Source organism: Nocardioides massiliensis (assembly GCF_030811215.1).
Lineage (GTDB): Bacteria > Actinomycetota > Actinomycetes > Propionibacteriales > Nocardioidaceae > Nocardioides_A > Nocardioides_A massiliensis.
Genome location: NZ_JAUSQM010000001.1, coordinates 1 through 24,466 on the forward strand (window position 1 = coordinate 1; position 24,466 = coordinate 24,466).

The following is a 24,466-nucleotide window of genomic DNA, read 5'->3' on the forward strand; positions in this document are numbered from 1 at the left end:
CGAGCCCCGGCTCCTCCCCCTCCGCGACCGGGGGCTTGCCCGGATCGCCGACGACGAACTGCGTGGCCGCCTTCGACGCCTCGTCGAACGCGTAGCGCAGCGGGTTCGACAGCACCGCGAGGGTGCCCAGGTCGATCGCGGTCCCGGGAGCGCCCTTCACGGAGACGACGCCGTCGCTGATCTCCAGGTCGCTCTCGTCGACCTCGAGCGCCTGCGCGGCGAGCCGCAGTGCCTTCTCCTTGGCCTTGCGCGCCGCCAGCGCGATCGCCGAGCCGCTCATGACGGCGGCGCGCGAGGCGAAGGTGCCGACGGAGTACGGCGAGCGTCGGGTGTCGCCCGTGACGACCTCGATGTCCTCGAACCGCGCGCCGAGCTCGTCGGCGACGATCTGGGCGAAGGCGGTCTGGTGGCCCTGACCCTGCGTGGTCAGACCCGTGGAGACCTTGACCTTGCCGCTGGTCTCGATGGTGACGTGGCCGCCCTCGTAGGGACCGACACCGGTGCCCTCGACGTAGCAGGCGATGCCGATGCCGACCTTGCGGCCCTCGGCGCGCGCCTCGTCGCGGAAGCGCTCGAAGTCCTCCCACCCGACGAGGTCCTTGGCCTTCTGCATGAGCTCGGGGTAGTTGCCCGAGTCGTAGATCAGCGGGCGACCGTCCTGGAAGCTCATCTCGCCGTGGGCGTAGGGGAACTCGTCGGGCTGGATGAAGTTGCGCTCGCGCACCAGCGTGCGGTCGAGCCCGAGGTGGGCCGCGATCGCGTCGAGCATCCGCTCCATCGCATAGACGGCCTGCGGACGGCCGGCTCCGCGGTAGGGCGTGACGATGACGGTGTTGGTGTAGAGGCTCTCGAACACAACGTGGTAGTTCGGGATCTTGTAGGGACCCAGGAACTGCGTCGAGGTGATGATCGGGACGATCAGGCCGTACGGCGTGTAGGCGCCGTGGTCGTGCCAGAACTGGAAGTCCACGCCCAGCACGCGGCCGTCGTCGTCGAAGCCGACCTCGATGTGCTGCTGCTGGCCGCGCTCGTGGGCCGAGGAGATGAAGTGCTCGCGCCGGTCCTCGATGAACTTCACCGGACGGCCCAGGGCCCGGGCCGCGAACGGCACGAGCAGCTCCTCGGGCCACGGGTGGACGATCTTCACGCCGAAGCCGCCACCCACGTCGGGGGTGACCAGGTCGACCTGACCGAGGTCGAGGCCGAGCTTCGAGGCGATCGCGGCCCGAACCCCGGTGGAGGTCTGGGTCGAGCTCCACACGCTCATCCGGCCCAGATCGCGGTCCCAGCGCGCGACCGTGCCGCGGCCCTCCATCGGGGTGGCGGCGCTGCGCTCGACCTCGATGTCGAGCACCAGCGTGTGGGGCGCCTTCGCGATGGCCGCGGCTGCGTCACCGAAGCCCTGCTCCATGCGGGCCGCGACGTTGCCGGGGACGTCGTCGTGCACCAGCCGCTCCGCTGCGCGCGCGTTGGTGATGCCGACGACGGGCGGGAGGAAGTCGTACTGCACCGTGATGCGGCCGACGGCGTCCTCGGCGATGTAGCGGTCGTCGGCGACGACCACGGCGATCGCCTCGCCGACGTAGTTGACCTCGTCCTTCGCCAGGGCGTACTGCGTGCGCCCGTGCGTGAGCGTGGGGTGCGGGATGAGCAGCGGCAGCGGCTCGGCCATCGGGCCGGTGAGGTCCTCGTAGGTGTAGACCGCGTGCACCCCCGGCAGGTCGAGGACCGGCTCGAGGTCGATGTCGACGATGCGGGCGTGGGCGTGCGGGCTGCGCAGCACCGCCATCTCGAGGGCGCCGGGCATCAGGTCGTCGGAGTAGCGGCCCTGGCCGGTGACCAGGCGCGCGTCCTCGACCCGGGCGATCGGCTCGCCGATGGACTTGGTCGTCATGCCGACTCCCCGTCCTGCTCGGCCCTGTTCTCGGCTTGGATCTCGGCGGCGCGGAGGACGGAGGCGACGATGTTCTGGTAGCCCGTGCAGCGGCACAGGTTGCCGGCGATCATGTCGCGCGCCTCGTCCTCGGTCGGGTCGGGGTTGTCCTCGAGCCCGGCGGCGATCGTGGTGAGGAAGCCCGGCGTGCAGAAGCCGCACTGCAGACCGTGGCAGTCCTTGAACGCCTGCTGCACCGGACTCAGCGAACCGTCCGCACAGGTGAGGCCCTCCACGGTGGTGATCGCGTAGTCCTGCGCTGCGACGGCGAACATCAGGCATGCCCGGGTGGGCTTGCCGTCGACGAGCACGGTGCACGCACCGCAGACGCCGTGCTCGCACCCGACGTGGGTGCCGGTGAGTCCGACGTCGTGGCGCAGCGCGTCACTCAGGAGCCGGCGCGGCTCGACCGAGATCTGGTGCTGGACTCCGTTGACGGTCAGGGTGACGGCGGTCTGTTCAGGAGCGGGCATTGCTCGGGGTTCCTTCGCTGCGGTTGCTGCGGGCCACGGCGTCGTCGTACGCCGCGCGGACCACCCGTCCGGTGAGGACACGGACGAGCTGGGCGCGGTAGTGCGCGGTGGCGTGGATGTCTGCCTCGGGCTCGAGATGGGTCAGCGCGAGCTCACCGGCCGCCCGGAGGGCCTCGTCGGTGAGTCCGTCGGAAGTCCGGTCACCCAGGACCTCGGTCAGGTCGACGACGGTCGGCACCTCCGAGACCGAGACGTAGCCGGCGCGGACCGAGGTGATCCGCTCGTCGGGGCCCAGACCCACCACGACGCCGACGCCGACGAGGGCGTAGTCGCCGTGGCGCCGGGCGATCTCGTCGAAGGCGACGCCGTGGCGTGCCGGCAGGGCCGGCACGAAGATCTCGGTGGCGATCTCGTCGGGCGCCAGACTGGTCTCGAGCGGGCCGATGAACAGCTCGTCGGCAGACAGCTCGCGGGTGCCGCGGACCGACTGGACGGTGAGGCGGCCGTCGAGCAGCGCGAACACCGTGGGCATCTCACCGGAGGCGTCGGCGTGGACGATCGAGCCCACCGTGGTGCCGCGGTTGCGGATCGTCGCGTGGGCGACGTGCTGGAGCGCGGCGGAGATCATGGGTTGCACTGCTGCGACCTGGGGGTGGGACAGCAGGTCGCTGTGGCGGACGGTCGCGCCGAAGCGGACGCCCTCTCCCGAGACGGTGATGCGGGACAGTTCTTCGATCCCGTTGATGTCGATGAGCTCGGCGACGTTGGCGAGCCGCATCGACAGCAACGGAATCAGGCTCTGGCCGCCGGCCAGGATCTTGGCGTCGGACGCGTCCGCGTAGGCGGACAGCGCCTCCGTCAGCGATCCTGGCCGGCGGTAGCCGAATGGAGCCGGCTTCATGTGTAGGTGGGGTCCTCTTCAGGCTTGTCGAGTGCGGGCTCGCGGCCCTTGACCAGGTGGTAGAGCACGATGACCAGCAGGGTGCCGAAGGCGATGCCGCTGAGCTCGAAGTTGTCGGTGACCCTGAGGGTGACGTCACCGATGCCGGCGATCAGGCCGGCGGCCAGCGGCACCATGTTGACCGGGTTGCCGAAGTCCACGCCGTTGTCGACCCAGATCTTCGCGCCGATGAGACCGATCATGCCGTAGAGCACCAAGGTCACACCGCCGAGCACGCCGCCCGGGATGGCGTTGATGATCACGCCGAACTTCGGGCACAGCCCGAGGATGATCGCGAACACCGCGGCGACATAGTAGGCGGCCGTGGAGTAGATCCGGGTGGCCGACATGACACCGATGTTCTCGGCGTACGTCGTGGTGGGCGCACCACCGAACGAGCTGGCCAGCGCGGTCGCGAAGCCGTCCGCACCGAGCGCGCGACCCATGTAGGGGTCGAGGTCGTCGCCGGTCATCTCGGCCACGGCCCGGACGTGACCGACGTTCTCGGCGATGAGGGCGATGACGCCTGGGATGACCAGCAGCACGAAGGTGAGCGAGATGCTGGGCGCGTGGACGGCGCTGACGCCGTCGGCGAGCGTGCCGCTCGGCAGACCGAACCACGGCGCGTCGCCGAGCCCGGCGAAGCCGACCCGGTCGACGGCGGCCGTGGTGCCGTCCTCCGCCGTGCGCTCCACGCCACCGATGGTGATGTCGAGCACCCAGGACAGGACGAAGCCGAAGATCAGGCCCAGGAAGACCGCGATGCGGGCCCAGAAGCCCGGGAACAGCACGGCGCCCATGACCATGAACACCGCGACCGCCAGGCCGACCCACTGGTCCTGCGGCCAGTAGATGCCCGCCACGACCGGGGCGAGGTTGAAGCCGATCAGCATGACGACCGCGCCGGTGACGGCGGGCGGCAACAGCTTGCGGAGCACGCCGGCCCCGGTGAAGTGGACGATCACACCGACCACGAGCAGCAGCAGACCGGCGACCATGATCGCGCCGGTGACTTCGGCGGAGTCACCGCCCTGCGCGCGGATCGCAGCGACGCCGGCCACGAAGGCGGCGGAGGTCCCCAGGTAGCTGGGGACGGCGTTCTTGACGACCAGCAGGAAGATGATCGTGGCGATGCCCGAGAAGAGAATGGCGAGGTTGGGGTCGAGCCCCATGACCACGGGGAAGACGAAGGTCGCGCCGAACATCGCGACGACGTGCTGGGCCCCGATGCCGACGGTGCGGCCCCAGCTCATCCGCTCGTACGGACCGACGGACTCGCCGGGCGGCGGGGTCTTCCCGTCGTGGACTAGCTTCCAGCTGAACATGCCTGACATGGACGTGCTCCTCTACGTGAGTCGGGCCTCATGGTGGGGACCCTAGTGGCCCGGCTCACAGGATGCGTTGGTAAGTCTTGACGAAGATCCGCCCTTCTTCTCATGAGGGTTTGTGCGGGAAAACCCGCACCCAGGGACCTGCTGCGCGGTAGGGTCCGCGGCTGTCCGAGGGGTCCTCCCGGCCGGCGTCACTGCTGGATCTTGTGCACCTCGAGGGCGACGGCGACGTTGAGGCGGAGGTTCGCGTCGGTGGTGAACGGACCGAGGATCTTCTCCAGCTTACCGATCCGGTAGCGCATCGTGTTGTAGTGCATGAGCAGCTCGCGGGAGGCCTCGGCGACGTTGAGGTTGTGGTCGAGGAGCACCTGCAGGGTCGTGCGCAGCTCCGTCGCCTGGGCGGTCTCCTCGGCGAGCTCGCCCAGGATGTCCTGGGCGAAGACCGTGAGCTCGTCGATGTCCGGGATCAACCCGATCAGCCGGTGGATGCCCAGGTTGTCGAAGTGGGAGGTGCTGCTGCCGCCCGTGAACCGGCGGCCGACCTCGGTCGCGCGCCGCGCCTGCTGGTAGGCGGCCGGCAACTGCTCGAAGCCGCGGACCAGCCGGCTGGTCCCGACCGAGAACGGGCGTCGCCCGCCGCCCCGGTCGCCCGAGACGCTCCGGACGATCCGCTCGACCATCTGCTGCAGCTCGGCGACTGCCGCGGCCGGCTCGGCGGCGAGGTCCTCACGCCCCTCGGGCAGCGACAGGATCACCACGACCTCGTCACCGAAGTCCGCCACCGGGTACGCCGGCGACTCGCGCCCGACCACCTGCGTCCACGCGAGGTGGAAGCGCGACTGCCAGGCGCGCCGCACGCGTGTGGAGGCCGGCTCCTCCCGCGGATCCTGCGGGTCGATCTGCGCCGCCACGACGATGCACGGCATGTCGAGGCGCCAGCCCAGCCCGACGGCGTACACCTCGGCGTGCTCGCGGTTCTTAGACCGTCCACTGAGCACGTCGCGCAGGAAGTCGCCGCGGTACTTGTTCTCCACGACGTTGAGCGCCTGGCGCTGCGTGATCTGCAGCGCCAGCAGGCTCGCCGCCCGCTGCAGCGCGTAGCGCACGTCCTCGCCGATGGCGTGCTCCGGAGCGAAGGCGACCAGCCGCGCCAGGTCGTTGCCCGCCGCGACGATCGGCTCAGCGACCAGCTGCCCGCCGCCGGCGGTCTGGGCCGGCGTCCGGATGCGCTCGACCCGGAACCGACCCGTCTCGTCGTAGAGGTCCGCCTCGGCCAGCTCGGCGCGCATCTCCTCGGTCATCACGGCGGCCATCTGCCGCCCGTCGACACTCGTCACCAGGACACCGAGCGCAAGCACCGACGCGATCTGCTCGGCGATCCGCTGGACGTCCGCGCCCTCCAGCAGCAGACCCTCGAGCAACGCGTGCAGCTCGTAGGTGCGCTGCAGGACGTCGTTCTGCACACCCGCGACGTCGACCATCATCTGCGAGAACAGCTGGTCGAACGGCACGTCGGCGGGCAGGCTCACGATCGGGAACTCGAGCTCGTCGGCAAGCTCCAGCACCTCGGGCGGCAGCTCGTCGAGATGCGTCCCGAACTGCACGCCCAGCCCCGCCACCTCGAGGTCGTCCAGCTGCGAGAGGAACCGGCACAGTCCGGCGGTGGACAGGCCGCCGGTCGGGTCGAGGTGGCGCAGCGGGAAGCCCCCGGTCATGACGAAGGTGTGCGGACGCACCCAGTCGAGGACGTCGGGTGCCTCCACGATGCTCACCGTCGTGATGGTCCGGCCCTGCCCACCCTGACCCGCGAGGATCCGCGACTTCAGCAGCCCACCGACCTCCAGGACGTCGCGCACGGGCACCCGGTAGCTGTCTCTCATCAGCCTTTGCACACTCGCTCTCGGATCTTTGTCAACTTGTGCCGTCTGAACCCTGCCACACCGCCCGTAGAGTCGTGAGTTCGATCGCCGCTGTTGTCCGGCTCGTCCCGAGGAGAGTTGCCATGCTGCCGAGCGCCGCCGTCCCGGGCGCCGCCGCGGTGTGGGTGGCCGACCGGCTCGCGGGCCCGCCGCACCACGGCGCCGTCGTGCACGCCGGTGACGCTGCGGTCTACTTCCGCTCCGCCGAGGACGTCATCGGCGTCGTCTCCCGGCACGCCACCGCGATCCCCTGCAGCATCTCCACGCGCGCCGACTCGGTCGCCGAGATCTTCGCCGGGCGCCTGCCGGCCGTCGGCGACGAGGTGCGGGTCGGCGACGGGATCGCCGACTTCTCCGGCCACGGCGTCCGGGTCGGCAGGTACGTCGACTTCGCGATGCGGCCCTTCGACGTCGCCCAGGTCCCGGCCATGCGGGAGGCGCTCGAGGCGACCGACCCCGCGTCGTGGCTGCCCGACGAGCTCGACGCGTCCGTGCGGGACGCGTTGCGCCGGGACCCCGCGGCCACGCTCGAGCAGGTGCTCGGGAGGGGGTCGGGCCTCACCCCCTTCGGCGACGACGTGGTCTGCGGGATCCTGGCGACGCTGCTCGCCGCGGACGACCCCTGCGCGCCGCGCCTGCAGGAGCGGGTCACGGAGCTCGCGCCGCGGCGTACGACGGCCCTGTCCGCGACCCTGCTGCGACGCGCCGGCGCCGGCGACGTGCTGCCGGACTTCGCCGCCGTCGTCACCGCCCTGCTCGAACGCCCCGCCGAGGCCCCCGCCGCCATCGCGCACCTGCGTACGGTCGGTCACACCTCCGGCGCCGGCATGCTGCTCGGCCACTGTCTCGCACTCGCCCACATCCACACGAGGAGTTGTTGTCCATGACCGGACCCGCAGTCGAACACGTCGAGCTGAGGCCGGGCGCCTACGCCGACTCGGTCGCCCTGCTGCAGGTGAGCAAGGACGTGGCCGCCGTCGACGGTGTCGTGGCGGCCCAGGTCGCCATGGCCACCGAGCTCAACCTCGAGGTGATCGCGGGCATGGGCTTCGACGTCCCCGAGGCCTCCCCCAACGACATGGTCGTGGCACTGCGCGTCGAGACCAGCGAGCACATCGCCCCCGCGCTCGCCGCGGTCGACGCCGCGCTCGCCGCGAGCCGTCGCCAGCCCAGCGGCTCCGGCGAGGTCACCGCCCCGCCGCGCACCACCGGCAGCGCGCTGTCGCGTGGCGACGCCGGGCTCGCGCTGATCTCCGTCCCCGGTCAGTCCGCGACCGTCGAGGCGATGGACGCCCTCGAAGCCGGCCGCGACGTGATGATCTTCAGCGACAACGTCCCCGTGGCGGAGGAGATCGCGCTCAAGCAGGCCGCCACCGACCGCGACCTCCTCGTGATGGGTCCCGACTGCGGCACCGCCGTCGTCAACGGGATCGGCCTCGGCTTCGCCAACACGGTGCGGCCGGGCCCGGTCGGCATCGTCGCGGCGTCCGGCACCGGCTGCCAGCAGCTGCTCGCGCTCCTCGACCACGCCGGCGTCGGCATCACCGCCGCGCTCGGGGTCGGTGGCCGCGACCTCGGGGCCGACGTGCGCGCGCTGTCGACCAAGCAGGCCATGCGCCGGCTCGACGCCGACGCCGCGACCGAGCTCATCGTGGTGGTCTCCAAGCCCCCGGCCGACGAGGTCGCCGCCGAGCTGCGCGAGTTCGCATCGACGCTCTCCACGCCGGTGCAGTTCGCCCTGCTGGGCGCGGACCAGCCCGACCTGACCGCCGCGACCGAGCAGGTGCTGACGAGCCTGGGGCGCGACATCCCCTCCTGGCCCGTCTGGGGCGAGGCCGCGCAGCCGGCCAGCGGTCTGCTGCGGGGCCTGTTCGCCGGCGGCACGCTGTGCGACGAGGCGATGATCCTGGCGGAGGGTGCGCTCGGCAAGGTCTGGAGCAACATCCCGCTCGACGAGGACCACCGCCTCGGCTCCTCCCTCGACGCAGACGGCACGGTGATGATCGACTTCGGCTCCGACGAGATGACCCGCGGCCGCCCGCACCCCATGATCGACCCGACGATCCGCCTCGACCACCTGGCCAAGGTCAGCCGCAACGCAAGCGTGGGAGTCGTGCTCCTCGACGTCGTGCTCGGGCACGGCGCCGACGCCGACCCGGCGGCGACCATGGCCCCCGCGATCCGCGAGGCGCTCGCCACCGCGCAGGCCGACGGGCGCGAGCTGCGCGTCGTCGTCGCCTGCGTCGGCACGTCCGGCGACCCCCAGGGCCTGGAGCGGCAGGCCCAGGCGCTCGCCGAGGCCGGCGCCGAAGTCCACCTGTCCAACGCCCGCGCCGCGCAGCGCGCCGTCACCCTGATTGGAAGTGCGTCTTGACCTCCACCTTCGACCCCGCCGGCGGCATCGTGTCCACCGGCGTCAGCATCTTCGCCGACGCCCTCGTCGACCAGGCGCTCGACGTCTCCCGGGTCGACTGGCGCCCCCCGATGGAGGGCACCGAGTCCGACCTGGCCGTGGTCGCCACCGACCCGCTGCGTCCCGAGGCCAACGCCAAGGCGCTCGCGGCGTACCTCGGCGTCCAGGGCAACCTCGTCGGGGTCGCGCCGGCCCGTGAGGTGCTCGGCCTGGAGAAGGGCCAGTTCCTGCACGCCGGGCCTCCCCTGCTGTGGGAGAACGCGTCCGGGCCGATGCGCGGCGCGCTGCTCGGCGCCGCGGCGTACGAAGGTCTCGTCGACGACCCGGAGGACGCCGAGGCGCTCTTCGTCTCCGGCGACAACGTCTCGCTGGAGCCCTGCCACCACCGCTCCGCCGTCGGTCCCATGGCCGGTGTCGTCTCGCCCTCGATGTGGATGTGGATCATCGAGGACCCGGAGAGCGGACGACGCACCTACTGCAGCCTCAACGAGGGTCTCGGCAAGGTGCTGCGGTACGGCGCCTACTCCCCCGAGGTGCTCGAGCGGCTGCGCTGGATGTCCGACGTGCTCGGCCCGGTGCTCGCGAAGGCCACCGCGGACACCGGACCGGTCAACGTCACCTCGATCCTCGGCCAGATGCTGCAGATGGGCGACGAGGCCCACAACCGCAACCGGGCCGGCACCCTGATGCTGATGCGCGACCTGGCCCCGGCGATGGTGCAGTCCGGCTTCGACACGGGTGACCTCGCGCAGGTCTTCTCCTTCATCGGCGGCAACGACCACTTCTTCCTCAACCTGGCGATGCCGGCGTGCAAGCTCGCGCTCGACGCCGCCCGCGACATCGAGGGCTCGACGATGGTCGTGGCGATGGCGCGCAACGGCACGGAGTTCGGCATCCAGACCGCCGGCACCGGCGACGAGTGGTTCACCGGTCCCGCCCAGATCGCCGACGGTCTCTACCTCGGTGACTACGGGCCCGACGACGCCAACCCCGACATCGGCGACTCGGCGATCACCGAGACCGCCGGCATCGGTGGCTTCGCGATGGCCACCGCCCCGGCGATCGTGCGGTTCGTGGGCGGCACCGTCCCGGACGCGCTCGCGACCACCCGCCGGATGAACGAGATCACCCTCGGCAACAACGACCGCTGGTCGATCCCGGTGCTCGACTTCCTGGGTGCACCGACCGGCATCGACGTGACGAAGGTGTGCCGCACCGCGATCCTGCCGCAGATCAACACCGGCATGGCCGGGGCCGTCGCGGGCACCGGTCAGGTGGGCGCCGGTCTCGTGACCCCGCCGGCGGAGATCTTCCCGAAGGCGCTCAAGGCCCTGGCGGACCGCGCCCGGGCCCGGCAGTAGCCGGCCGACAAGAGAGACTCTCGCCATGAGCCCTTCACGCACCAGCGCACGCGACCTGATCGACACCGTCCTGGACGCCGGCTCGTTGCAGTCCTGGGACGAGCCGATCGACGACAGCGCGTACGCCGAGGGCTACCGCGCGGAGCTCGCGCGGGCGCGCGAGCGCAGCGGTTGCGACGAGTCGGTGCTCACCGGGCGCGGCACGGTCAAGGGCCGACCGGTGGCGTTCATCGTCAGCGAGTTCCGCTTCCTCGCCGGCTCGATCGGCCAGGACGCCGCCCGGCGGATCGTGAGCGCGATCCGCCGGGCGACCGCTGAAGGACTCCCCCTGGTCGCCTCGACGGCCTCGGGCGGCACCCGGATGCAGGAGGGCACCCCCGCATTCGTCGGGATGGTGGACATCTCGCGGGCGATCATGGACCACCGGGCCGCGAAGCTGCCCTACCTCGTCCACCTGCGCCACCCCACCACGGGCGGGGTGTTCGCGTCCTGGGGCTCGCTGGGCCACGTCACGATCGCCGAGCCCGAGGCACTGGTGGGGTTCCTCGGGCCGAAGGTCTACGAGCTGCTCAACGGCGAGCCGTTCCCGACCGGTGTCCAGGTCAGCGAGAACCTCACCAAGCACGGCATCATCGATGCCGTCGTCGAGCACGACCAGCTGCCGCAGCTCGTCGAGCAGGCGCTGAGCCTCTTCAGCGACCCGATGTCGGAGCAGCGCCTCACCCGCCGGCCCAAGATCGACCTCGACAACCACACCTACGACGTGTGGGACAGCATCCAGCGCACGCGTGCCGGCACGCGTGCGGGCGTGCGCGACATCCTGCGGCTGGCCAGCGACACCACGCTGCGTCTGCAGGGCACGGAGGAGGGCGAGCGCGACCCGTCGGTGATCGTCGCCCTGGCCCGCCTCGACGGCGTGCCGTGCGTGGTCGTCGGCCAGGACCGGGAGGCCCAGCACGCCGGCAAGCTCATGGGCCCCGGCGCGCTGCGTGAGGCCCGGCGCGGCATGAAGCTCGCGAACGAGCTCGACCTGCCGCTGGTGACCTTCATCGACACCCCCGGCGCCGAGCTCTCCCAGCGCGCCGAGGAGGGTGCTCTCGGCGGCGAGATCGCCCGCTGCATCGCGACGATGTCGACGATGCAGGTCCCCACCGTCTCCGTCCTGCTCGGCGAGGGCACCGGCGGTGGTGCGCTGGCGCTGCTGCCCGCCGACGTCACCATCGCCGCCCAGCACAGCTGGCTCACCCCGCTGCCGCCCGAGGGTGCGAGCGCGATCGTCCACGGACACACCGACGCCGCGGCCGAGCTCGCCGAGCAGCAGCAGGTGTCCTCGATCGACCTGATGAAGCTGGGGGTCGTCCGCCACCTCATCGCGGAGTTCGACGACGACACCCCCCAAGACCTCGCCAGCGCCGTCGCGGCCGAGGTCAGCCACTGGCTGCGCGAGCTCACGGCCGGTCGCTGAGCGCTCGGGACGTCAGTCGACGCCCAGCAGCTGGTCGAGCGCGCCGGGATCCGTCCCGGCCGCCAGCAGCATGTCGGCGACGATCGCGCGGATCTGCGAGGCGATCGCGGCGGTGTTGATGGTGAGGTGCTCCACCGCGGTGCGTACGGCGTGGTGGGCCACGGCCACCAGGTCGTCGCGGGTCACCCCCTCGTCGAGGGCCAGCACCGACAGCCGCTGCAACGACTCCGCCAACCCCGCCGGCACCGGCTCGTGGTTGCGGAGCATCGCGGCGACGCGGCGCGAGAGCACCCGGGTGTTGCGCACCGCGTGGTCGAGGTCGACGAGTGCCGAGGTGCGGGCCAGGACCGCCGTACGCTGGCGCCAGCGGAAGGGGGAGAGCCGAGCGATCTCCTCCACGCTGTCGGCGAGCGTGCCGACGGTGTTGACCATCTCCTGGGTGCCCCGCGCCCGGTCGAGCGCCTCGGTCGCGCGCGCGACGTCGTGGGTGCGCAGCGCCTCGCCGGTCTTCGCCAGGATCTCGGCGAGCTCGGCGCGGAGCCGAGCGGTGGCCGCGTCGATCTCGCGCACCGGGTTGGCCGGGATGAGGATGATCATCGCCAGGCCCACCGCACCGCCGAGCAGCGCGTCGACGAAGCGGGTCACCGCCGGGTCGGCGTACCCCTCCGCGGGCACGATCGTCACCAGCAGCACGGCCGAGATCACCGCCTGGGTCACGGCGAGCCCGGGCAGGCGGAGGAAGCGGGCACTGATCACCGCCAGCGTCAGCACCAGCATGAGCTGCCACGACCCGCGGCCGATCGAGAGGATCAACAGCTCGCCGACGAGGATCCCGACGGCCGCGCCGACGATGATCTCGACCACCACGCCGGCACGCTGCCCGGCGGCCACGGTGAGCGTCAGGATCGCCGCGATCGGGGCGAAGAAGGCCTGGCTGTGGCCGAAGATCTGCATCGACAGCCACCACGCGAGCGCGGGCGCGATGCTCAGCCGGATGATGCCGCGCCAGCTCTTCGCGACCTCGGTGGAGCGCTCGGTGAAGAACCGGCCCACCGCGCCCACAGCACCGCCCACGGGCGTCGACCCTAGCAACGGGTGCCGCTCACGTACTGCGCGACGCCGTGCCGCTCGCGGGTGATCTCGTCGTAGCCGTAGTCAGCCAGCCACCCGGTCAGGTCGTCGTCGGCGAACATCCGCAGACCGGTGCGCGGGAGCACCGCGTGCTGCACGCGCCGCACCACGCCGTACGTCGACTCGGCGCTGGCCATCAGCGCCACCCGGCCGCCGGGCCGCAGCACACGGGTGATCTCGGCGAACGCCCGGCGTGGGTCGGGGATCAGGTAGAGCGCGGCGTAGCAGCTGACGGCGTCGAACGCTGCGTCCGGGAAGGGCAGCGCGTGCGCACTCCCCCGCACGTAGGCGGGCGCGTCCAGCACGCCGGCACTGCGGCGTACGGCCTGGGTGAGCATGGGGACCGACAGGTCGACGCCGACCGCCAGCCCGTCGGGCGCGACCGCCCGGGCGAACCGGCGGGTGAAGAGCCCCGGACCGCAGGCGACATCGAGGACGCGGCTCCCCGGGACGAGCCGGAGCGCCTCCACGGTGTGCTGCTGCTCGTGCCGCACGTGGTCGAAGTCGAAGCCCATGAGCGCGAGGGCCAGTGCGGGTCGGTAGGCGTGCTCATAGACGGGCGCCAGCAGCGGGTTCTGCATCACCCGCTGCACGAAGCTGGTCATCTCACTCCCGTGCCAGCGCGGCCGCGGCGACTCCCAGATCTGCCACCAACCCGGCGTACGCCTGCTCGCGCTCGCGACTGCGGAGCACAGCGGAGGGGTGCGTGGTCGCCACCACCCAGGGCGGGTCGGGCTGCTCGGTCGGCCATTCCTGCATCGTCCCCCGAACCGCCCCGACCCGGAAGCCCGGACCGTAGACCGCGGCGCCGGCGGTCGCCCCGAGCAGCACCACGCCCTCGGGCCGGACCACCTGCAGCTCGGCGTCCAGCCAGGGCCGGCACGCTCGGACGTGCTTCTGCGCCGGAGACTTGTGGATGCGCTGCTTGCCCCGCGTGCCCGCCCAGCGGAAATGCTTCACCGCGTTGGTGCGGAAGGTGATCGCCGGGTCGATGCCCGCCTCGTCCAGCGCGCGGTCGAGCAAGCGGTCGGCGGGACCGACGAATGGTTTGCCCTGCTGGTCCTCCTGATCCCCCGGTTGCTCACCGAGCAGGACCAGCCGGGCGCGGGCCGGACCCTCGCCGACGACCACCTGGGTGGCATCGGCCCACAACTCGCACCCGCGGCAGTCAGGTGCGGCGCGCCGGATGGCCGCCAGCGAGGGGCGTCCCGGCACCCACGGCTGCGCACCCGGCGCATCCTGCTGCGCACTCATGCTCGCGACGTACCCGGGTATGGACCCGCTGAGTCTCCCGATCGGCGGGAGGCCGGCACCAGGAGGATGCGCGATGGCCGAGAGCATCGTCGACGACGACCTGTGGCAGGAGTTCCACCGTGTGGTCAACATGACCTCGCGCGAGCTGCGCGAGTGGCTCATGGTGCAGGCCGCCGACGAGGACACCGAGGAGGTCCCGGACCAGGCCGACAGTCACCTCGGTCAGCGGGTGGTCGACATCCTCGGCAAGCGTCGCTCCGACGTCACCCGCGACGACATCGACGTGATGCAGCAGGTCGTGGAGCGGGTGCTGTCCCAACGACGCGACGACCTCGAACCGACGGCCGGCGAGGCAGCCTGGCGGCGCCGCCTGATGAACGTCGGGCACGACCCGTTGAAGCCGGCCGACTGACCGGACCAGGTCAGGGCAGACGCCGCTCGCCGGGTCCCAGCACCCGCAGCCACTGGTAGCCGTAGCCGTCGAGGGCGACCTCGAGCCGACCTCCCGGCCCGCACGCGTGGCTCTGCCCCGTCAGGACGTCCACGACCGTGGTCCCCGGCTCCCGCTCGCCGAGCTCGAGGTGCACGACCCGTCCGTCATGGGCGAAGTTGTGCAGGGCGACCAGCTCGGCGTCCTCGTTGCGCACCGCGTGCGCGAGCACGCAGTCGTGCTCGTGCTCGAGGATCCGCAGCTCGCCCCAGCCGATCTCCGGCATCGTCCGGTAGCGCTGGGCCAACAGCGAGACGAACCGCAGCAGGGATCCCTCGTCGTGCAGCTGGTCGGTGACGTTGACGTGCTCCGGGCTGGCCCCGCCCTCGACCACGGGTGCGAACAGCCGTGACGGAGCGACATCGGAGAAGCCGCCGTTGCGCTCGGTGCTCCACTGCATGGGAGTGCGTACGGCGCTGCGACCGGCCACGTCGGCGTGCTCGGACATCCCGATCTCCTCGCCGTAGTAGAGCACCGGGGTGCCGGGCAGGGAGAACAGCAGGCTGTAGACCATGCGGACGCGTCGCGGGTCGCCCTCGAGCATTGCCGGCAGCCGACGGGTGATCCCGCGGCCGTGGATGCGCTGGGACTCCTCCGGCGCGAACGCATCCAGCACCTCCTCCCGCTCGGCGTCGCTGAGCTGGTCGAGGTTGAGCTCGTCGTGGTTGCGGATGAACACCGCCCACTGGCTCGTCCGGTCGACCGGCGGTCGCGATGCCAGCATCCGCGCGAGCGGCCGGGCGTCCTGGCGCGCCAACGACAAGAACATCGCCTGGTTGGCGGGGAAGTCGAACTGCATGGAGAGCTCCGTGCCGCCCTCGACCCCGAAGAACTCCTGCTGCTCGTCGTAGGGCAGGTTCACCTCGCCCAGCAGCAGCGCCGAGCCCTTGCGGCGTACGACGCTGGCCCGCAGCTCGCGCAACATCTCGTGCTCGCGGTCGGGGTCGTCGTCGCCCGCCCCGGCGCTGATCACGTGAGGTGCGGAGTCGATACGGAAGCCGTCCACCCCCAGCTCCAACCAGAACGCCAGCACCTTCGCGATCTCCTCGCGCAGGTCCGGATGCGCGATGTTCAGATCCGGCTGCTCGCGATAGAAGCTGTGGCGGTAGTACTGCCCGGCCTGCTCGTCGAAGGCCCAGGTCCCGTCCTCCACGTCCGGGAACATGTTCTCCTCCTGGTCGGCGGGTGGCTCGTCCCGCCACAGGTAGAAGTCGCGATACGGGCTGGCGGGGCTGCGTCGTGCCGACGTGAACCACGGGTGCTTCTCCGAGGTGTGGTTGATGACAAGGTCGACGATCACGCGGATGCCGCGGTCCTTGGCGGCACGGACGACCTCCACGAAGTCGCCGAGGTGGCCGAAGCGCGGGTCGACGCCGTAGAAGTCGGCGATGTCGTAGCCGTGGTCGCGGCGCGGCGAGGGATAGAACGGCATCAGCCAGACACAGGTCACTCCGAGCGACGACACGTAGTCCAGCCGGTGGCTGAGACCTTCGAAGTCGCCGACGCCGTCGCCGTCCCAGTCGAGGAAGGTGCCGACGTCCAGGCAGTAGACGACCGCTGTCTTCCACCAGACGTCGCTGGTGTCGGTGACCCTCATCCGAGTGCCTCCCGCAGGCGGGGCAGCAACGTCTCGCCGGCCTGGGTGAGGAAGTGCCCCTGGTCCTGGCCGACGTGGTGGAGCATCACCTGGTCGAAGCCGAGGCGCGCGAGGTCGGCGATCCGCTCGGCGAGGCGCGCCGGGTCGTCGTCGACGAGCACCGACTCGGCCACGGTCTCGGTCGCGACGTGCTCCCCGATGGCATCGAACCGCTCGGGGCTCTCCAGGTCCCACATCAGGTCGGGCTCGAAGACGTTGGTGCGCCACTGGTCGTGGGCGATCGCGAGCGCCTCGTCGTACGTCGGGGCGAGGCTGAGGTGCAGCTGCAGCACGGCCGGTCCACGGCCACCCGCGCGGCGATAGGAGTCGAGGACCTCGCGCATCCGGTCCGGACCCTGGTTGATCGTGGCCAGCCCGTCGGCCCAGTGGGCCGCCCAGGCAGCTGTGGCGGGGCTGACGGCAGCTGCCAGCAGCGGCGGCGGGGCCTCCGGCAGCGTCCAGAGCCGGGCGCGGTCGACGCGGACGGCGTCGTCGACGCTGACCTCCTCGCCGGCGAGGAGCGCCCGCATCGTCTCCGCGCTCTGGCGCAGGCGTTCGTTGCGTTGCGCCTTCGGCGGCCACGGGTCACCGGTGATGTGCTCGTTGAGCGCCTGACCGCTGCCGAGGGCGACCCAGAGCCGGCCCGGGTACATCTGCGTCAGCGTCGCCGCGGCCTGCGCGATGATCGCCGGGTGGTAGCGCTGACCCGGCGCGTTGACGACACCCAGCGGCAGCCGGGTCGCCTCGAGCGCGGCGCCCAACCACGACCACGCGAAGCCGGACTGGCCCTGGCGTTCGCTCCAGGGCGCGAAGTGGTCGGAGCACATCCCTGCGTCGAAGCCCACCTCCTCGGCGCGGCGCAGGTCCGCCAGCAGGGTGCGGGGATCGATCTGCTCGTGCGAGGCGTGAAATCCGAGAACGGTCACGAAGACTCCGAGGTCGGGGACAGGTTGCCTGTCCCCTACCCGGGCCGGTCGGCAGGCACGCCCGCCGGCACGGGTCTCACCAGGCGACGCGCAGCTCGTCGACCCCGAAGACGATCGACTTCTGCCGGAACCGTGGGGGCTCGACCACCCGCAGACCGGGGAAGCGGGCTGCCAGGGCGGGGTACGCCGCACGCAGCTCCATGCGGGCGAGCTCCGCGCCCACGCACCGGTGGAAGCCGTGCCCGAAGGCCAGGTGGCGCGACGTCTCGGTGGCTTCCTCGCGGTTGGCCGCGAGCAGGGAGCACAGGACGACGTCGCCCGGGCGGAGCGTCGCACCGCCGACCACGTGGGTCTCCTTCGGGAACCGCGGGAACGCCACCTGGACCACCGAGATCCGGCGCAGCAGCTCGTCGACCACCGCGGCGGCCCGCAGCGGGTCGGTGCCGAGCGCGGCGTACTCACCTCCGTCGTCGAGGAGGGCCAGCGTCCCGAGCGAGAGCATCGATGCGCTCGTCTCCAACCCGCCGGTGAAGACCCCGTCAGCGAGTCCGGCGAGGTCGAAGTCGTTGATCTCGTCGCCGTGCTCGCGGATGATCTGGCCGATCAGGCCGGGACCGGGCTCGGTGCGCTGCCGCCGGCACGACTCCATGAGGAACGCCCGTGAACCGGAGATCGCGCCGAGTGCGCCCGAGCCGCCCTCGCTCACGTCGAACCGGGCGACTCCGAGGCCGCGGAACGTCTCGCTCTCGTCCTCGTCGAGCCCGAGCAGCTCGCAGATCATCCGGAAGGGGATGGGAACGAGAAGTTGGTGACCAGGTCGGCGCCCTGCCCGGCCGCCTCGAGCTGGTCGAGCTGCTCGTCGATGATCGCGTCGATGCGCGGCGTCAGCCGAGCGAGCCGGCGCATCGTGAACTCCGGGGTGAGCAGCCGGCGCAGCCGCGTGTGGTCGGGCGGGTCGGTGAAGCCCAGGCCGCCGATGTCCCCGTCGGTCGTCGAGCCGCGCTCACCCATGAGGGGCCGGATGTCGTTGGAGTAGCGCTCGGGGCCTGCGGCGAGCACCTCGCGGGTCTCGGCGTCCCCGGTGACGAGCCAGATCCGCATGCCGAGGAAGCTGGTCAGCAGGTGGATCCCGCCGGTGGACCGCATCTGCTCGAGTCGGCGGGACGGCTCCATCCCTTCGCGGATCAGCGGCCACACGAGCGTGTCGGGCACCCGGTCCAGGCGCGACAGGTCGACGGGCGGTGCCTTCGCGAGGATGCGTCGGCGCAGACGCTCCTTCATCGCCGGGATCACTCGACTCATGCCCTCTTCCTTCGGTACGCCCTGATGGGCCTCGTCGAGACTAGGGAACCGACAGGGCCTCGCGCAGCCGACATGCGCAAATCCCAGGGACGTGTCAGGGTTCTCACCCAGCCGCGGTGGGCACGGTCGCAGGGTGCAGACGTTCCTCCCGTACGCCGACTTCAGCCGCTCCGCGCGCGTGCTCGACGCCAAGCGACTGGGCAAGCAGCGGGTCGAGGTCATCCAGGTCGTCCGGGCGCTCACCCGGCCGGACTACGGCTGGGCGAACCATCCCGCGGTGCTGATGTGGAAGGGCCACGAGGAGGCACTCGGTCGCTACGGGTTCGTGTGCTGCGAGGTGTGGACCGACCTCGGTTTCGGCGACACGTGTGCTGCGACGATCAGCGAGGATCTCCGCGCTGCGGGCGTCGTCGAGGTCAGGTCGGAGGCCGACCTCCGCGCGGCCGGGGCGATGCCGGCCTGGCTCGGGGACGAGGACCTGCATCGCAGCCACCAGTCGTCGCTGGTCCGCAAGGATCCCGGTCACTACCGGTCGCACTTCCCCGACGTGCCCGACGACCTCCCCTATGTCTGGCCGGTGCGCTCGGCCGCCGTGCTGGAGGCGGAGCGTCGCCGCGAGGACAACGCTCGACGCCGGGCAGAGCGCGCTGCCGAGCGGGCGGTCGAGGAGGCGGACCGGACCCGGCGGCGGCGCAGTCGCGCCGCGACGAAGGCGTGGGAGACACGGCGGCGCAATGCGCGGTCGGCAGGCGGAGACTGATCGATCAGGATTTCAGAGGTTCTCGCGTGACCCTTGCGCTCGAACATACTCTCGATTACAGTGAGCAAATGGACCCCTCCTCCATCCCCGACACCGCCGGCGTGGTCGACCGCGCTGTTGTGGATCGTGGGGTCGCGGCGAGGGTGTTGCGTGAGGTCGCTGATCTGCTGGAGACGCTAGCCCCGCCTACCGACATCCTGCGCGCAGCGCAGACCGGACGCGATGTGCTCGACGTGCTGCGCGTCGCGGGGATCGCGGAGCTGGTCGAGACCGGTGCATACGAGGACGAGGGCGCCTCCACGGTCACCGCCTGGGCGCGCCGCGAGCTGCGCATCGACGCCCACGAGACCGCCCGGTTGCGACGCACGAGCCGGGTCACCGGAGTGATGGCGAAGGTTGCCGAGGCGGCCTCAGCAGGGCGGTTGCGCACCGAACACCTCAACGTGTTCGCCTTCGGCCTCAAGCACATCGGACTGGAGAAGATGCTGGCGGCTGAGGAAGCGCTGGTCGACTACGCCGTGACCCACGAGCCCGGTGGGTTGATGAGCCTGGTGCGCGAGATGCGCGCCCGACTCCACCCCGACGACCTCGACCAAGCGTGGCTCGACGGGATGGACAAAGAAGACCTCAAGCTCGTCCGTTGCGGCGACGGCTACAACGTCACCGGGTTCCTCGGTGCCACCACCGGCGCCCAGCTCAAAGCCGTCCTCGACTCACTGACCAAACCCAGGGAGGCAGGCGATGAGCGCACCGCCTCCGAACGCCGGTGCGCCGGGCTGTCGGCACTGCTGACCGGGATCCTCGACAGTGGCGTCCTGCCCGCCGACAAAGGCGTGCGGCCGCACCTGACCGTCACCGTGCCTGCCGACGTCTTCGGCGCCGCCGCCGCGCAAGCTGCCCAGGACGACAACAGCGCCCACGCCGACAACACCGCGGCGGACCCGTTCGCACCCGTCGCCCGGCTCGAGGGATTCGGCCCGATCGGGCCCGCCCTCGTCGGCTACCTCGCCTGCCTGGGCCAGGTCACGGTCGTGACCACCGCCGGTGTCGCGCCGGACTCCGGGGTGCTGAATGTCGGACGCACCCGCCGGGTCGCCACATTGCGGCAACGCAAAGCCGTCGAGGCCCACCAGGCCAACCGATGCGCCACACCCGCATGCCAGCTCCCGGTCGAGGAGATCCACCACCTCACCTGGTGGTCCGCCGGCGGTGCGACCGACCTGGACAACCTGATCGGACTGTGCGGACCGTGCCACCGGCTCGTGCACCACGGCAAGCTCGTCATCACCGTCCCCACCAGCCCGCCGGGCGAAGAGTCCCGCCTCGAGCAGCTCCTGCGCGAGTTCCTCCACCCACTCCCCGACCGCCCACCACGGCGCGGCTCACCTGGCCTGCCGCACGAACGGCCCCACGTGACACCCGGGCGCAGCTACCGCTTCACCACCCGCCACGGCGACCCCGTACGCCGCCGCGCCGGCTCCGTCCTCCTCACCGACCGCAACCTCCCCAGGCGGGAGTGAGGGGTCAGCGGCGACTGGCTGGTCACGGCCGGTGCCGAGAGCTGACGAGTCCACCACGCCAGGCGTCCGCGAGAGCCTGCCGGACGCTGCGCGGGCGCAGGACCGGAGTCGGTCCCGAGCGTGCCTCCCGCATGCCCGCAAGCACCTCGCCCAAGACCTCGTGCGCGTCGTGCGTCGGAGTCCACCCGAGCTCGGTCCTGGCGCGCGTCGCGTCCAGCAGGGGAAGCGCGAAGGCCAGGTCGATCCACCCGGTGTCGACCTGCTGGAGACGGGCGTGCCAGCTGGCCGACACGAGTCCCCGCAACACCCCGGAAGGGACGTGGACCAAACGCGCGCCGAGCGCGGCGGCGATGTCGGCTGCGGTGACCGGCGGGTCGGCGACCAGGTTGAACGCTCCGCCTGCCCGGCGGTCGAGCACCCGGGACAGCGCGTCAGCGACGTCGTCGGCGTGCACCATCGGCACGCGAAGACCGCGGTCCATCGGCAACACCGGCACCAGTCCCAGCGCCCGCGCGGGCACCAGACCGGGGAGTCCGTAGCGCAGGAGTGAGCTCCCGGCGTTTCGCTGGCCGATGATGCCCGGGCGCAGGCGGGTGATGAGCGTGGTGCCCGGCTGGCGGCGCTCGTGCTCGTCGAGCAGCCGCTCCGCCGCGACCTTGTGGCGGCTGTAGATCGACGTCGGCACCCCGTCGGTCGGGTAGGACTCACCCACTGGCGCGTCGTCGCGCTTCGGCGCATACACCCCGAGTGAGGACTGGTGCACGAGATGGGGGACGGCGGCCGCGGCGACGGCGGCGAGCACCCGACGGGTCCCGCCGACGCCGAGCGCTTCGAGGTACGCCTGGTCGTGGGAGGGCTGGAAGCCCCACGCGAGGTGCACCACCGCGTCGGCGCCCGCGAAGACGTCGACCAGCGCGGTCTCGGACTCCGGCCGCGTGAGGTCCACCGACCGGTAGGAGCTGGCGACACCGTCTCCGCCGGGCACGATGTCGTCGACGCGCCGCGCCAGACCGACGACGTCGTGCCCGTCCGCGACGAGCCGGCGCACCATCGCCGAGCCCACGTGGCCGGTCGCACCCGTCACGACGATCCGCATGCTGGCTCCCCACCTCGACTCATCCATGGGTGGTGCCCGCAGGACGCAGCACTCACACGATCCACCGCTCGGTCCTAGAGTGCAGTCACCACTAGATGGGGGACTCATGCAGCGGATCGTCACCGGGTGCGCCACGGCTGTGCTCGTGCTGGGCCTGTTCACACCACCAGCTGGAGCGGCCGTGGGCGCTCCAGCACCCGTCTCGACACTCGCCGAGCAGGTCGAGGGCCCTGCCCTGGCCATCGGCCAGGTAACCCTGCTGCGCTCCAAGCAGCGGCCTCTGCGGTTGACGCGCGGCGTGTGGACGACCCTGCGGGTGATGGTCGAGAACCCTGGCACCGTGGACGTCGACTCAGCGGTGCTGACCGGCCGCGGCAAGGGCATCCGGGTCCGCAAGGCTGCCGTCGGCCAGGTCTCCACCCGTTGGGGCACGGAGGTCGAGGTCGCCGTCAAGCTACAGGGCAAGCGCAGAACCAGCGCGCTGCGACTGACCGTCCGCGGCGACGGTGCCAGCGCCACGACCACCCTCCCGGTCCGGCGCGTCGCGCCGCCCGCCCGGGCGGTGCCGGGGCGTTACCGCTCACCCGACAGGACCGTGACATTTCGCGTCAGGAACGGTCGGCTGACCAACCTCAGCGTCACGATGCAGATGCAGTGCGGGTCCTGGCCGCAGTACACGTACCCGACCCAGACGTGGACGTTCCCCGCCACGAAGATCCCGCGCAACGGCATCATCCACCGCTGGGTGCGCGTGCGCACCACACACCGGCAGGACGCGCGGCTGCTCGAACTCCGGGTGGCAGGCCGCAAGGCCACCCGCGCGCGCTTTTGGTTGGAGGGCGGCTACTGCACCGGCTCGAAGTTCTTCCGCGCCGGCCGCTTCGCCAACTGACGGCGAAGACCAGCCCCTAGCTCACTCCCACTCGATGGTGCCCGGTGGCTTCGAGGTGATGTCGACGGTGACGCGGTTGATCTCGGCGACCTCGTTGGTGATGCGGGTGGAGATCGTCTCGAGGACGTCGTAGGGCAGGCGCGCCCAGTCGGCGGTCATCGCGTCCTCCGACGTCACCGGCCGCAGCACGACGGGGTGTCCGTAGGTGCGCCCGTCGCCCTGGACGCCGACGGAGCGGACGTCGGCCAGCAGCACGACCGGGAACTGCCAGATCTCCCGGTCCAGCCCGGCCTTGGTGAGCTCCTCGCGCGCGATGGCGTCGGCCTGGCGCAGGATGTCGAGGCGCTCGCGGTTGACCTCCCCGATGATCCGGATGCCGAGGCCGGGGCCCGGGAACGGCTGGCGCCAGACGATCTCGGCGGGCAGACCGAGCTGCTCGCCCATGAGCCGCACCTCGTCCTTGAAGAGCTCGCGCAGCGGCTCGACCAGCTCGAACTGCAGGTCGTCGGGCAGGCCGCCGACGTTGTGGTGGGACTTGATGTTGGAGGCGCCGGCCCCTCCCCCGGACTCGACGACGTCGGGGTAGAGGGTTCCCTGCACGAGGAAGGCCACCTTGTCACCGTCCTCACCGAGGACGGCGTCGGCGAGGATCTCGCGCTCGGCGGCTTCGAAGACACGGATGAACTCGCGACCGATGACCTTGCGCTTCTCCTCCGGGTCGCTGACCCCGGCGAGCGCGTCGAGGAACTGCTTCTCCGCATCGACGACCTTGAGGTCGACCCCGGTGGCGGCGACGAAGTCCCGCTCGACCTGTTCGGTCTCGCCCTGCCGCATCAGCCCGTGGTCGACGTACACGCAGGTCAGCCGGTCGCCGATGGCGCGCTGGACGATCGCGGCAGCGACGGCCGAGTCGACGCCACCGGAGAGCCCGCAGATCGCCTGGCCGCGGTCGCCGATCTGGTCGCGGATCTTCTCGATCTGCTCCTCGACGATGTTGACCATCGTCCAGGTCTGGCGGCAGCCCGCGATCTTGGTGAGGAAGTGCTCGAGCACCTGCTGGCCGTGCTCGGAGTGCAGCACCTCGGGGTGCCACTGGACGCCGGCGAGGCCGGCGTCGACGTTCTCGAAGGCCGCGACGGGCGTGCCCGGGGTGGAGGCCAGCACGGTGAACCCCTCGGGCGCGGCGACGACCGCGTCGCCGTGCGACATCCACACGCGGTGCTCGGTCGGCAGCTCGGCCAGCAGCGTGCCGGGCTCGTTGATCGTCACCGAGGTGCGGCCGTACTCGCGCGACCCGGTCGCGGCGACCTCGCCGCCCAGGCCCTGGGCCATCAGCTGGAAGCCGTAGCACATCCCGAACACCGGGGTGCCCGACGTGAGCAGCGAGGTGTCCAGACCCGGGGCACCCTCGGCGTAGACCGACGACGGCCCGCCGGAGAGGATCACGGCCTTCGGCTCGCGCGCGAGGATCTCCGCCACCGGCGTGGTGTGCGGGACGATCTCGGAGTAGACGCGTGCCTCCCGCACTCGCCGGGCGATCAGCTGGGCGTACTGCGCGCCGAAGTCGACGACGAGGACCAGGTCGTGATCTGTGCTCACGTGCCGATCCTAGGGGGGCCTCGAC

At 71.4% G+C, this 24,466-nt stretch carries 22 protein-coding genes; 8 read left to right on the plus strand and 14 right to left on the minus strand.

The features are described from left to right. From cutA to J2S59_RS00025, 5 genes are all read right to left on the minus strand, one after another. On the minus strand, positions 1–1,894 hold a 1,894-nt coding region (cutA, locus tag J2S59_RS00005), incomplete at its 3' end, for an aerobic carbon-monoxide dehydrogenase large subunit (protein ID WP_306824685.1). Further along, positions 1,891–2,406: a (2Fe-2S)-binding protein gene (locus tag J2S59_RS00010; protein WP_068116393.1), complete on the minus strand. Its 516-nt coding sequence runs from the start codon at positions 2,404–2,406 to the stop codon at positions 1,891–1,893. The genes J2S59_RS00010 and cutA, both read right to left, overlap by 4 nt. After that, positions 2,393–3,307 (minus strand): FAD binding domain-containing protein, encoded by a 915-nt coding sequence (locus J2S59_RS00015; protein WP_068116395.1) that lies wholly within the window; start codon positions 3,305–3,307, stop codon positions 2,393–2,395. Before J2S59_RS00015 ends, J2S59_RS00010 begins: the two co-directional genes overlap by 14 nt. Beyond that, positions 3,304–4,680 (minus strand): uracil-xanthine permease family protein, encoded by a 1,377-nt coding sequence (locus tag J2S59_RS00020; RefSeq protein ID WP_246360042.1) that lies wholly within the window; start codon positions 4,678–4,680, stop codon positions 3,304–3,306. The genes J2S59_RS00015 and J2S59_RS00020 overlap by 4 nt, the downstream gene beginning before the upstream one ends. Before the next feature lie 188 nt (positions 4,681–4,868). After that, on the minus strand, positions 4,869–6,557 hold the full coding sequence (locus tag J2S59_RS00025) for a PucR family transcriptional regulator (RefSeq protein WP_181641403.1): 1,689 nt from the start codon (positions 6,555–6,557) through the stop codon (positions 4,869–4,871). A 122-nt stretch (positions 6,558–6,679) separates the two neighbouring features. Here J2S59_RS00025 and J2S59_RS00030 point away from each other — a divergent pair, with 122 nt between their 5' ends. From J2S59_RS00030 to J2S59_RS00045, 4 genes are read left to right on the plus strand one after another with little or no spacing between them, the layout of a single operon-like run. Beyond that, entirely contained in the window at positions 6,680–7,483 is an 804-nt protein-coding gene (locus J2S59_RS00030) for an oxamate carbamoyltransferase subunit AllH family protein (RefSeq protein ID WP_068116401.1), read from the plus strand. Then, positions 7,480–8,970: an AllF/FdrA family protein gene (locus tag J2S59_RS00035; protein ID WP_068116403.1), complete on the plus strand. Its 1,491-nt coding sequence runs from the start codon at positions 7,480–7,482 to the stop codon at positions 8,968–8,970. The genes J2S59_RS00030 and J2S59_RS00035 overlap by 4 nt, the downstream gene beginning before the upstream one ends. After that, on the plus strand, positions 8,967–10,370 hold the full coding sequence (locus tag J2S59_RS00040) for a YlbE family protein (RefSeq protein WP_068116405.1): 1,404 nt from the start codon (positions 8,967–8,969) through the stop codon (positions 10,368–10,370). Before J2S59_RS00035 ends, J2S59_RS00040 begins: the two co-directional genes overlap by 4 nt. Positions 10,371–10,395: 25 nt before the next feature. Next, entirely contained in the window at positions 10,396–11,835 is a 1,440-nt protein-coding gene (locus tag J2S59_RS00045) for a carboxyl transferase domain-containing protein (RefSeq protein WP_068116407.1), read from the plus strand. Positions 11,836–11,847: 12 nt separating this feature from the next. Here the strand turns inward: J2S59_RS00045 and J2S59_RS00050 are convergent, their stop codons facing one another. The 3 genes from J2S59_RS00050 to J2S59_RS00060 are packed head-to-tail and all read right to left on the minus strand — an operon-like array spanning position 11,848 to position 14,220. Continuing rightward, positions 11,848–12,909: an FUSC family protein gene (locus J2S59_RS00050; RefSeq protein ID WP_306824686.1), complete on the minus strand. Its 1,062-nt coding sequence runs from the start codon at positions 12,907–12,909 to the stop codon at positions 11,848–11,850. Between the two features lie 11 nt (positions 12,910–12,920). Then, positions 12,921–13,571, minus strand: coding sequence for a methyltransferase domain-containing protein (locus J2S59_RS00055; protein WP_068119683.1), 651 nt, complete (start codon positions 13,569–13,571; stop codon positions 12,921–12,923). Between the two features lies 1 nt (position 13,572). After that, entirely contained in the window at positions 13,573–14,220 is a 648-nt protein-coding gene (locus J2S59_RS00060) for a UdgX family uracil-DNA binding protein (RefSeq protein WP_068119681.1), read from the minus strand. A gap of 73 nt (positions 14,221–14,293) precedes the next feature. Here J2S59_RS00060 and J2S59_RS00065 point away from each other — a divergent pair, with 73 nt between their 5' ends. Beyond that, a complete protein-coding gene (locus tag J2S59_RS00065) occupies positions 14,294–14,632 on the plus strand; it encodes a DUF3140 domain-containing protein (RefSeq protein WP_068119679.1) in 339 nt (112 codons plus the stop codon). A 10-nt stretch (positions 14,633–14,642) separates the two neighbouring features. Here J2S59_RS00065 and J2S59_RS00070 read toward each other — a convergent pair whose 3' ends face one another. The 4 genes from J2S59_RS00070 to J2S59_RS00085 all read right to left on the minus strand — a co-directional run bounded on the left by J2S59_RS00070 (position 14,643) and on the right by J2S59_RS00085 (position 18,574). Beyond that, positions 14,643–16,307 carry an alpha-amylase family protein gene (locus J2S59_RS00070; protein WP_068119677.1) on the minus strand — a complete coding sequence of 555 codons (1,665 nt, stop codon included), beginning with the start codon at positions 16,305–16,307 and terminating at the stop codon, positions 14,643–14,645. Then, the gene (locus J2S59_RS00075; RefSeq protein WP_306824687.1) at positions 16,304–17,272 is read right to left on the minus strand and encodes a TIGR03885 family FMN-dependent LLM class oxidoreductase; all 969 of its coding nucleotides are present in this window, start codon (positions 17,270–17,272) and stop codon (positions 16,304–16,306) included. Before J2S59_RS00075 ends, J2S59_RS00070 begins: the two co-directional genes overlap by 4 nt. Positions 17,273–17,348: 76 nt before the next feature. Then, positions 17,349–18,053 (minus strand): cytochrome P450 family protein, encoded by a 705-nt coding sequence (locus tag J2S59_RS00080; RefSeq protein ID WP_220138575.1) that lies wholly within the window; start codon positions 18,051–18,053, stop codon positions 17,349–17,351. Continuing rightward, entirely contained in the window at positions 18,050–18,574 is a 525-nt protein-coding gene (locus tag J2S59_RS00085) for a cytochrome P450 family protein (protein ID WP_220138576.1), read from the minus strand. Before J2S59_RS00085 ends, J2S59_RS00080 begins: the two co-directional genes overlap by 4 nt. A 133-nt stretch (positions 18,575–18,707) precedes the next feature. Here J2S59_RS00085 and J2S59_RS00090 point away from each other — a divergent pair, with 133 nt between their 5' ends. Both J2S59_RS00090 and J2S59_RS00095 read left to right on the plus strand, forming a co-directional pair. Beyond that, positions 18,708–19,334, plus strand: coding sequence for an MSMEG_6728 family protein (locus J2S59_RS00090; RefSeq protein ID WP_181642472.1), 627 nt, complete (start codon positions 18,708–18,710; stop codon positions 19,332–19,334). 68 nt (positions 19,335–19,402) lie between these two features. Continuing rightward, entirely contained in the window at positions 19,403–20,854 is a 1,452-nt protein-coding gene (locus tag J2S59_RS00095) for an HNH endonuclease signature motif containing protein (RefSeq protein WP_306824688.1), read from the plus strand. A gap of 22 nt (positions 20,855–20,876) precedes the next feature. Here the strand turns inward: J2S59_RS00095 and J2S59_RS00100 are convergent, their stop codons facing one another. Further along, positions 20,877–21,950, minus strand: coding sequence for an NAD-dependent epimerase/dehydratase family protein (locus tag J2S59_RS00100; protein WP_068124501.1), 1,074 nt, complete (start codon positions 21,948–21,950; stop codon positions 20,877–20,879). A 181-nt stretch (positions 21,951–22,131) separates the two neighbouring features. On the opposite strand from J2S59_RS00100, the gene J2S59_RS00105 reads away from it, so the two are divergent. Further along, on the plus strand, positions 22,132–22,842 hold the full coding sequence (locus J2S59_RS00105; protein WP_306824689.1) for a hypothetical protein: 711 nt from the start codon (positions 22,132–22,134) through the stop codon (positions 22,840–22,842). A gap of 21 nt (positions 22,843–22,863) precedes the next feature. On the opposite strand, the gene guaA is transcribed toward J2S59_RS00105, so the two are convergent. Next, on the minus strand, positions 22,864–24,441 hold the full coding sequence (gene guaA / locus J2S59_RS00110) for a glutamine-hydrolyzing GMP synthase (RefSeq protein WP_068124346.1): 1,578 nt from the start codon (positions 24,439–24,441) through the stop codon (positions 22,864–22,866). Positions 24,442–24,466: the final 25 nt, after the last annotated feature.

Excerpts from the sequence above, each read along its gene's own strand:
- J2S59_RS00070 (WP_068119677.1), bottom strand. The coding sequence starts at position 16,307 with ATGAGGGTCACCGACACCAGCGACGTCTGGTGGAAGACAGCGGTCGTC.
- J2S59_RS00065 (WP_068119679.1), top strand. The coding sequence starts at position 14,294 with ATGGCCGAGAGCATCGTCGACGACGACCTGTGGCAGGAGTTCCACCGT.
- J2S59_RS00030 (WP_068116401.1), top strand. The coding sequence starts at position 6,680 with ATGCTGCCGAGCGCCGCCGTCCCGGGCGCCGCCGCGGTGTGGGTGGCC.
- J2S59_RS00060 (WP_068119681.1), bottom strand. The coding sequence starts at position 14,220 with ATGAGTGCGCAGCAGGATGCGCCGGGTGCGCAGCCGTGGGTGCCGGGA.
- J2S59_RS00020 (WP_246360042.1), bottom strand. The coding sequence starts at position 4,680 with ATGTCAGGCATGTTCAGCTGGAAGCTAGTCCACGACGGGAAGACCCCG.
- J2S59_RS00025 (WP_181641403.1), bottom strand. The coding sequence starts at position 6,557 with ATGAGAGACAGCTACCGGGTGCCCGTGCGCGACGTCCTGGAGGTCGGT.
- J2S59_RS00095 (WP_306824688.1), top strand. The coding sequence starts at position 19,403 with ATGGACCCCTCCTCCATCCCCGACACCGCCGGCGTGGTCGACCGCGCT.
- J2S59_RS00010 (WP_068116393.1), bottom strand. The coding sequence starts at position 2,406 with ATGCCCGCTCCTGAACAGACCGCCGTCACCCTGACCGTCAACGGAGTC.
- J2S59_RS00035 (WP_068116403.1), top strand. The coding sequence starts at position 7,480 with ATGACCGGACCCGCAGTCGAACACGTCGAGCTGAGGCCGGGCGCCTAC.
- J2S59_RS00085 (WP_220138576.1), bottom strand. The coding sequence starts at position 18,574 with ATGAGTCGAGTGATCCCGGCGATGAAGGAGCGTCTGCGCCGACGCATC.
- J2S59_RS00100 (WP_068124501.1), bottom strand. The coding sequence starts at position 21,950 with ATGCGGATCGTCGTGACGGGTGCGACCGGCCACGTGGGCTCGGCGATG.
- J2S59_RS00055 (WP_068119683.1), bottom strand. The coding sequence starts at position 13,571 with ATGACCAGCTTCGTGCAGCGGGTGATGCAGAACCCGCTGCTGGCGCCC.
- J2S59_RS00080 (WP_220138575.1), bottom strand. The coding sequence starts at position 18,053 with ATGATCTGCGAGCTGCTCGGGCTCGACGAGGACGAGAGCGAGACGTTC.
- J2S59_RS00015 (WP_068116395.1), bottom strand. The coding sequence starts at position 3,307 with ATGAAGCCGGCTCCATTCGGCTACCGCCGGCCAGGATCGCTGACGGAG.
- J2S59_RS00045 (WP_068116407.1), top strand. The coding sequence starts at position 10,396 with ATGAGCCCTTCACGCACCAGCGCACGCGACCTGATCGACACCGTCCTG.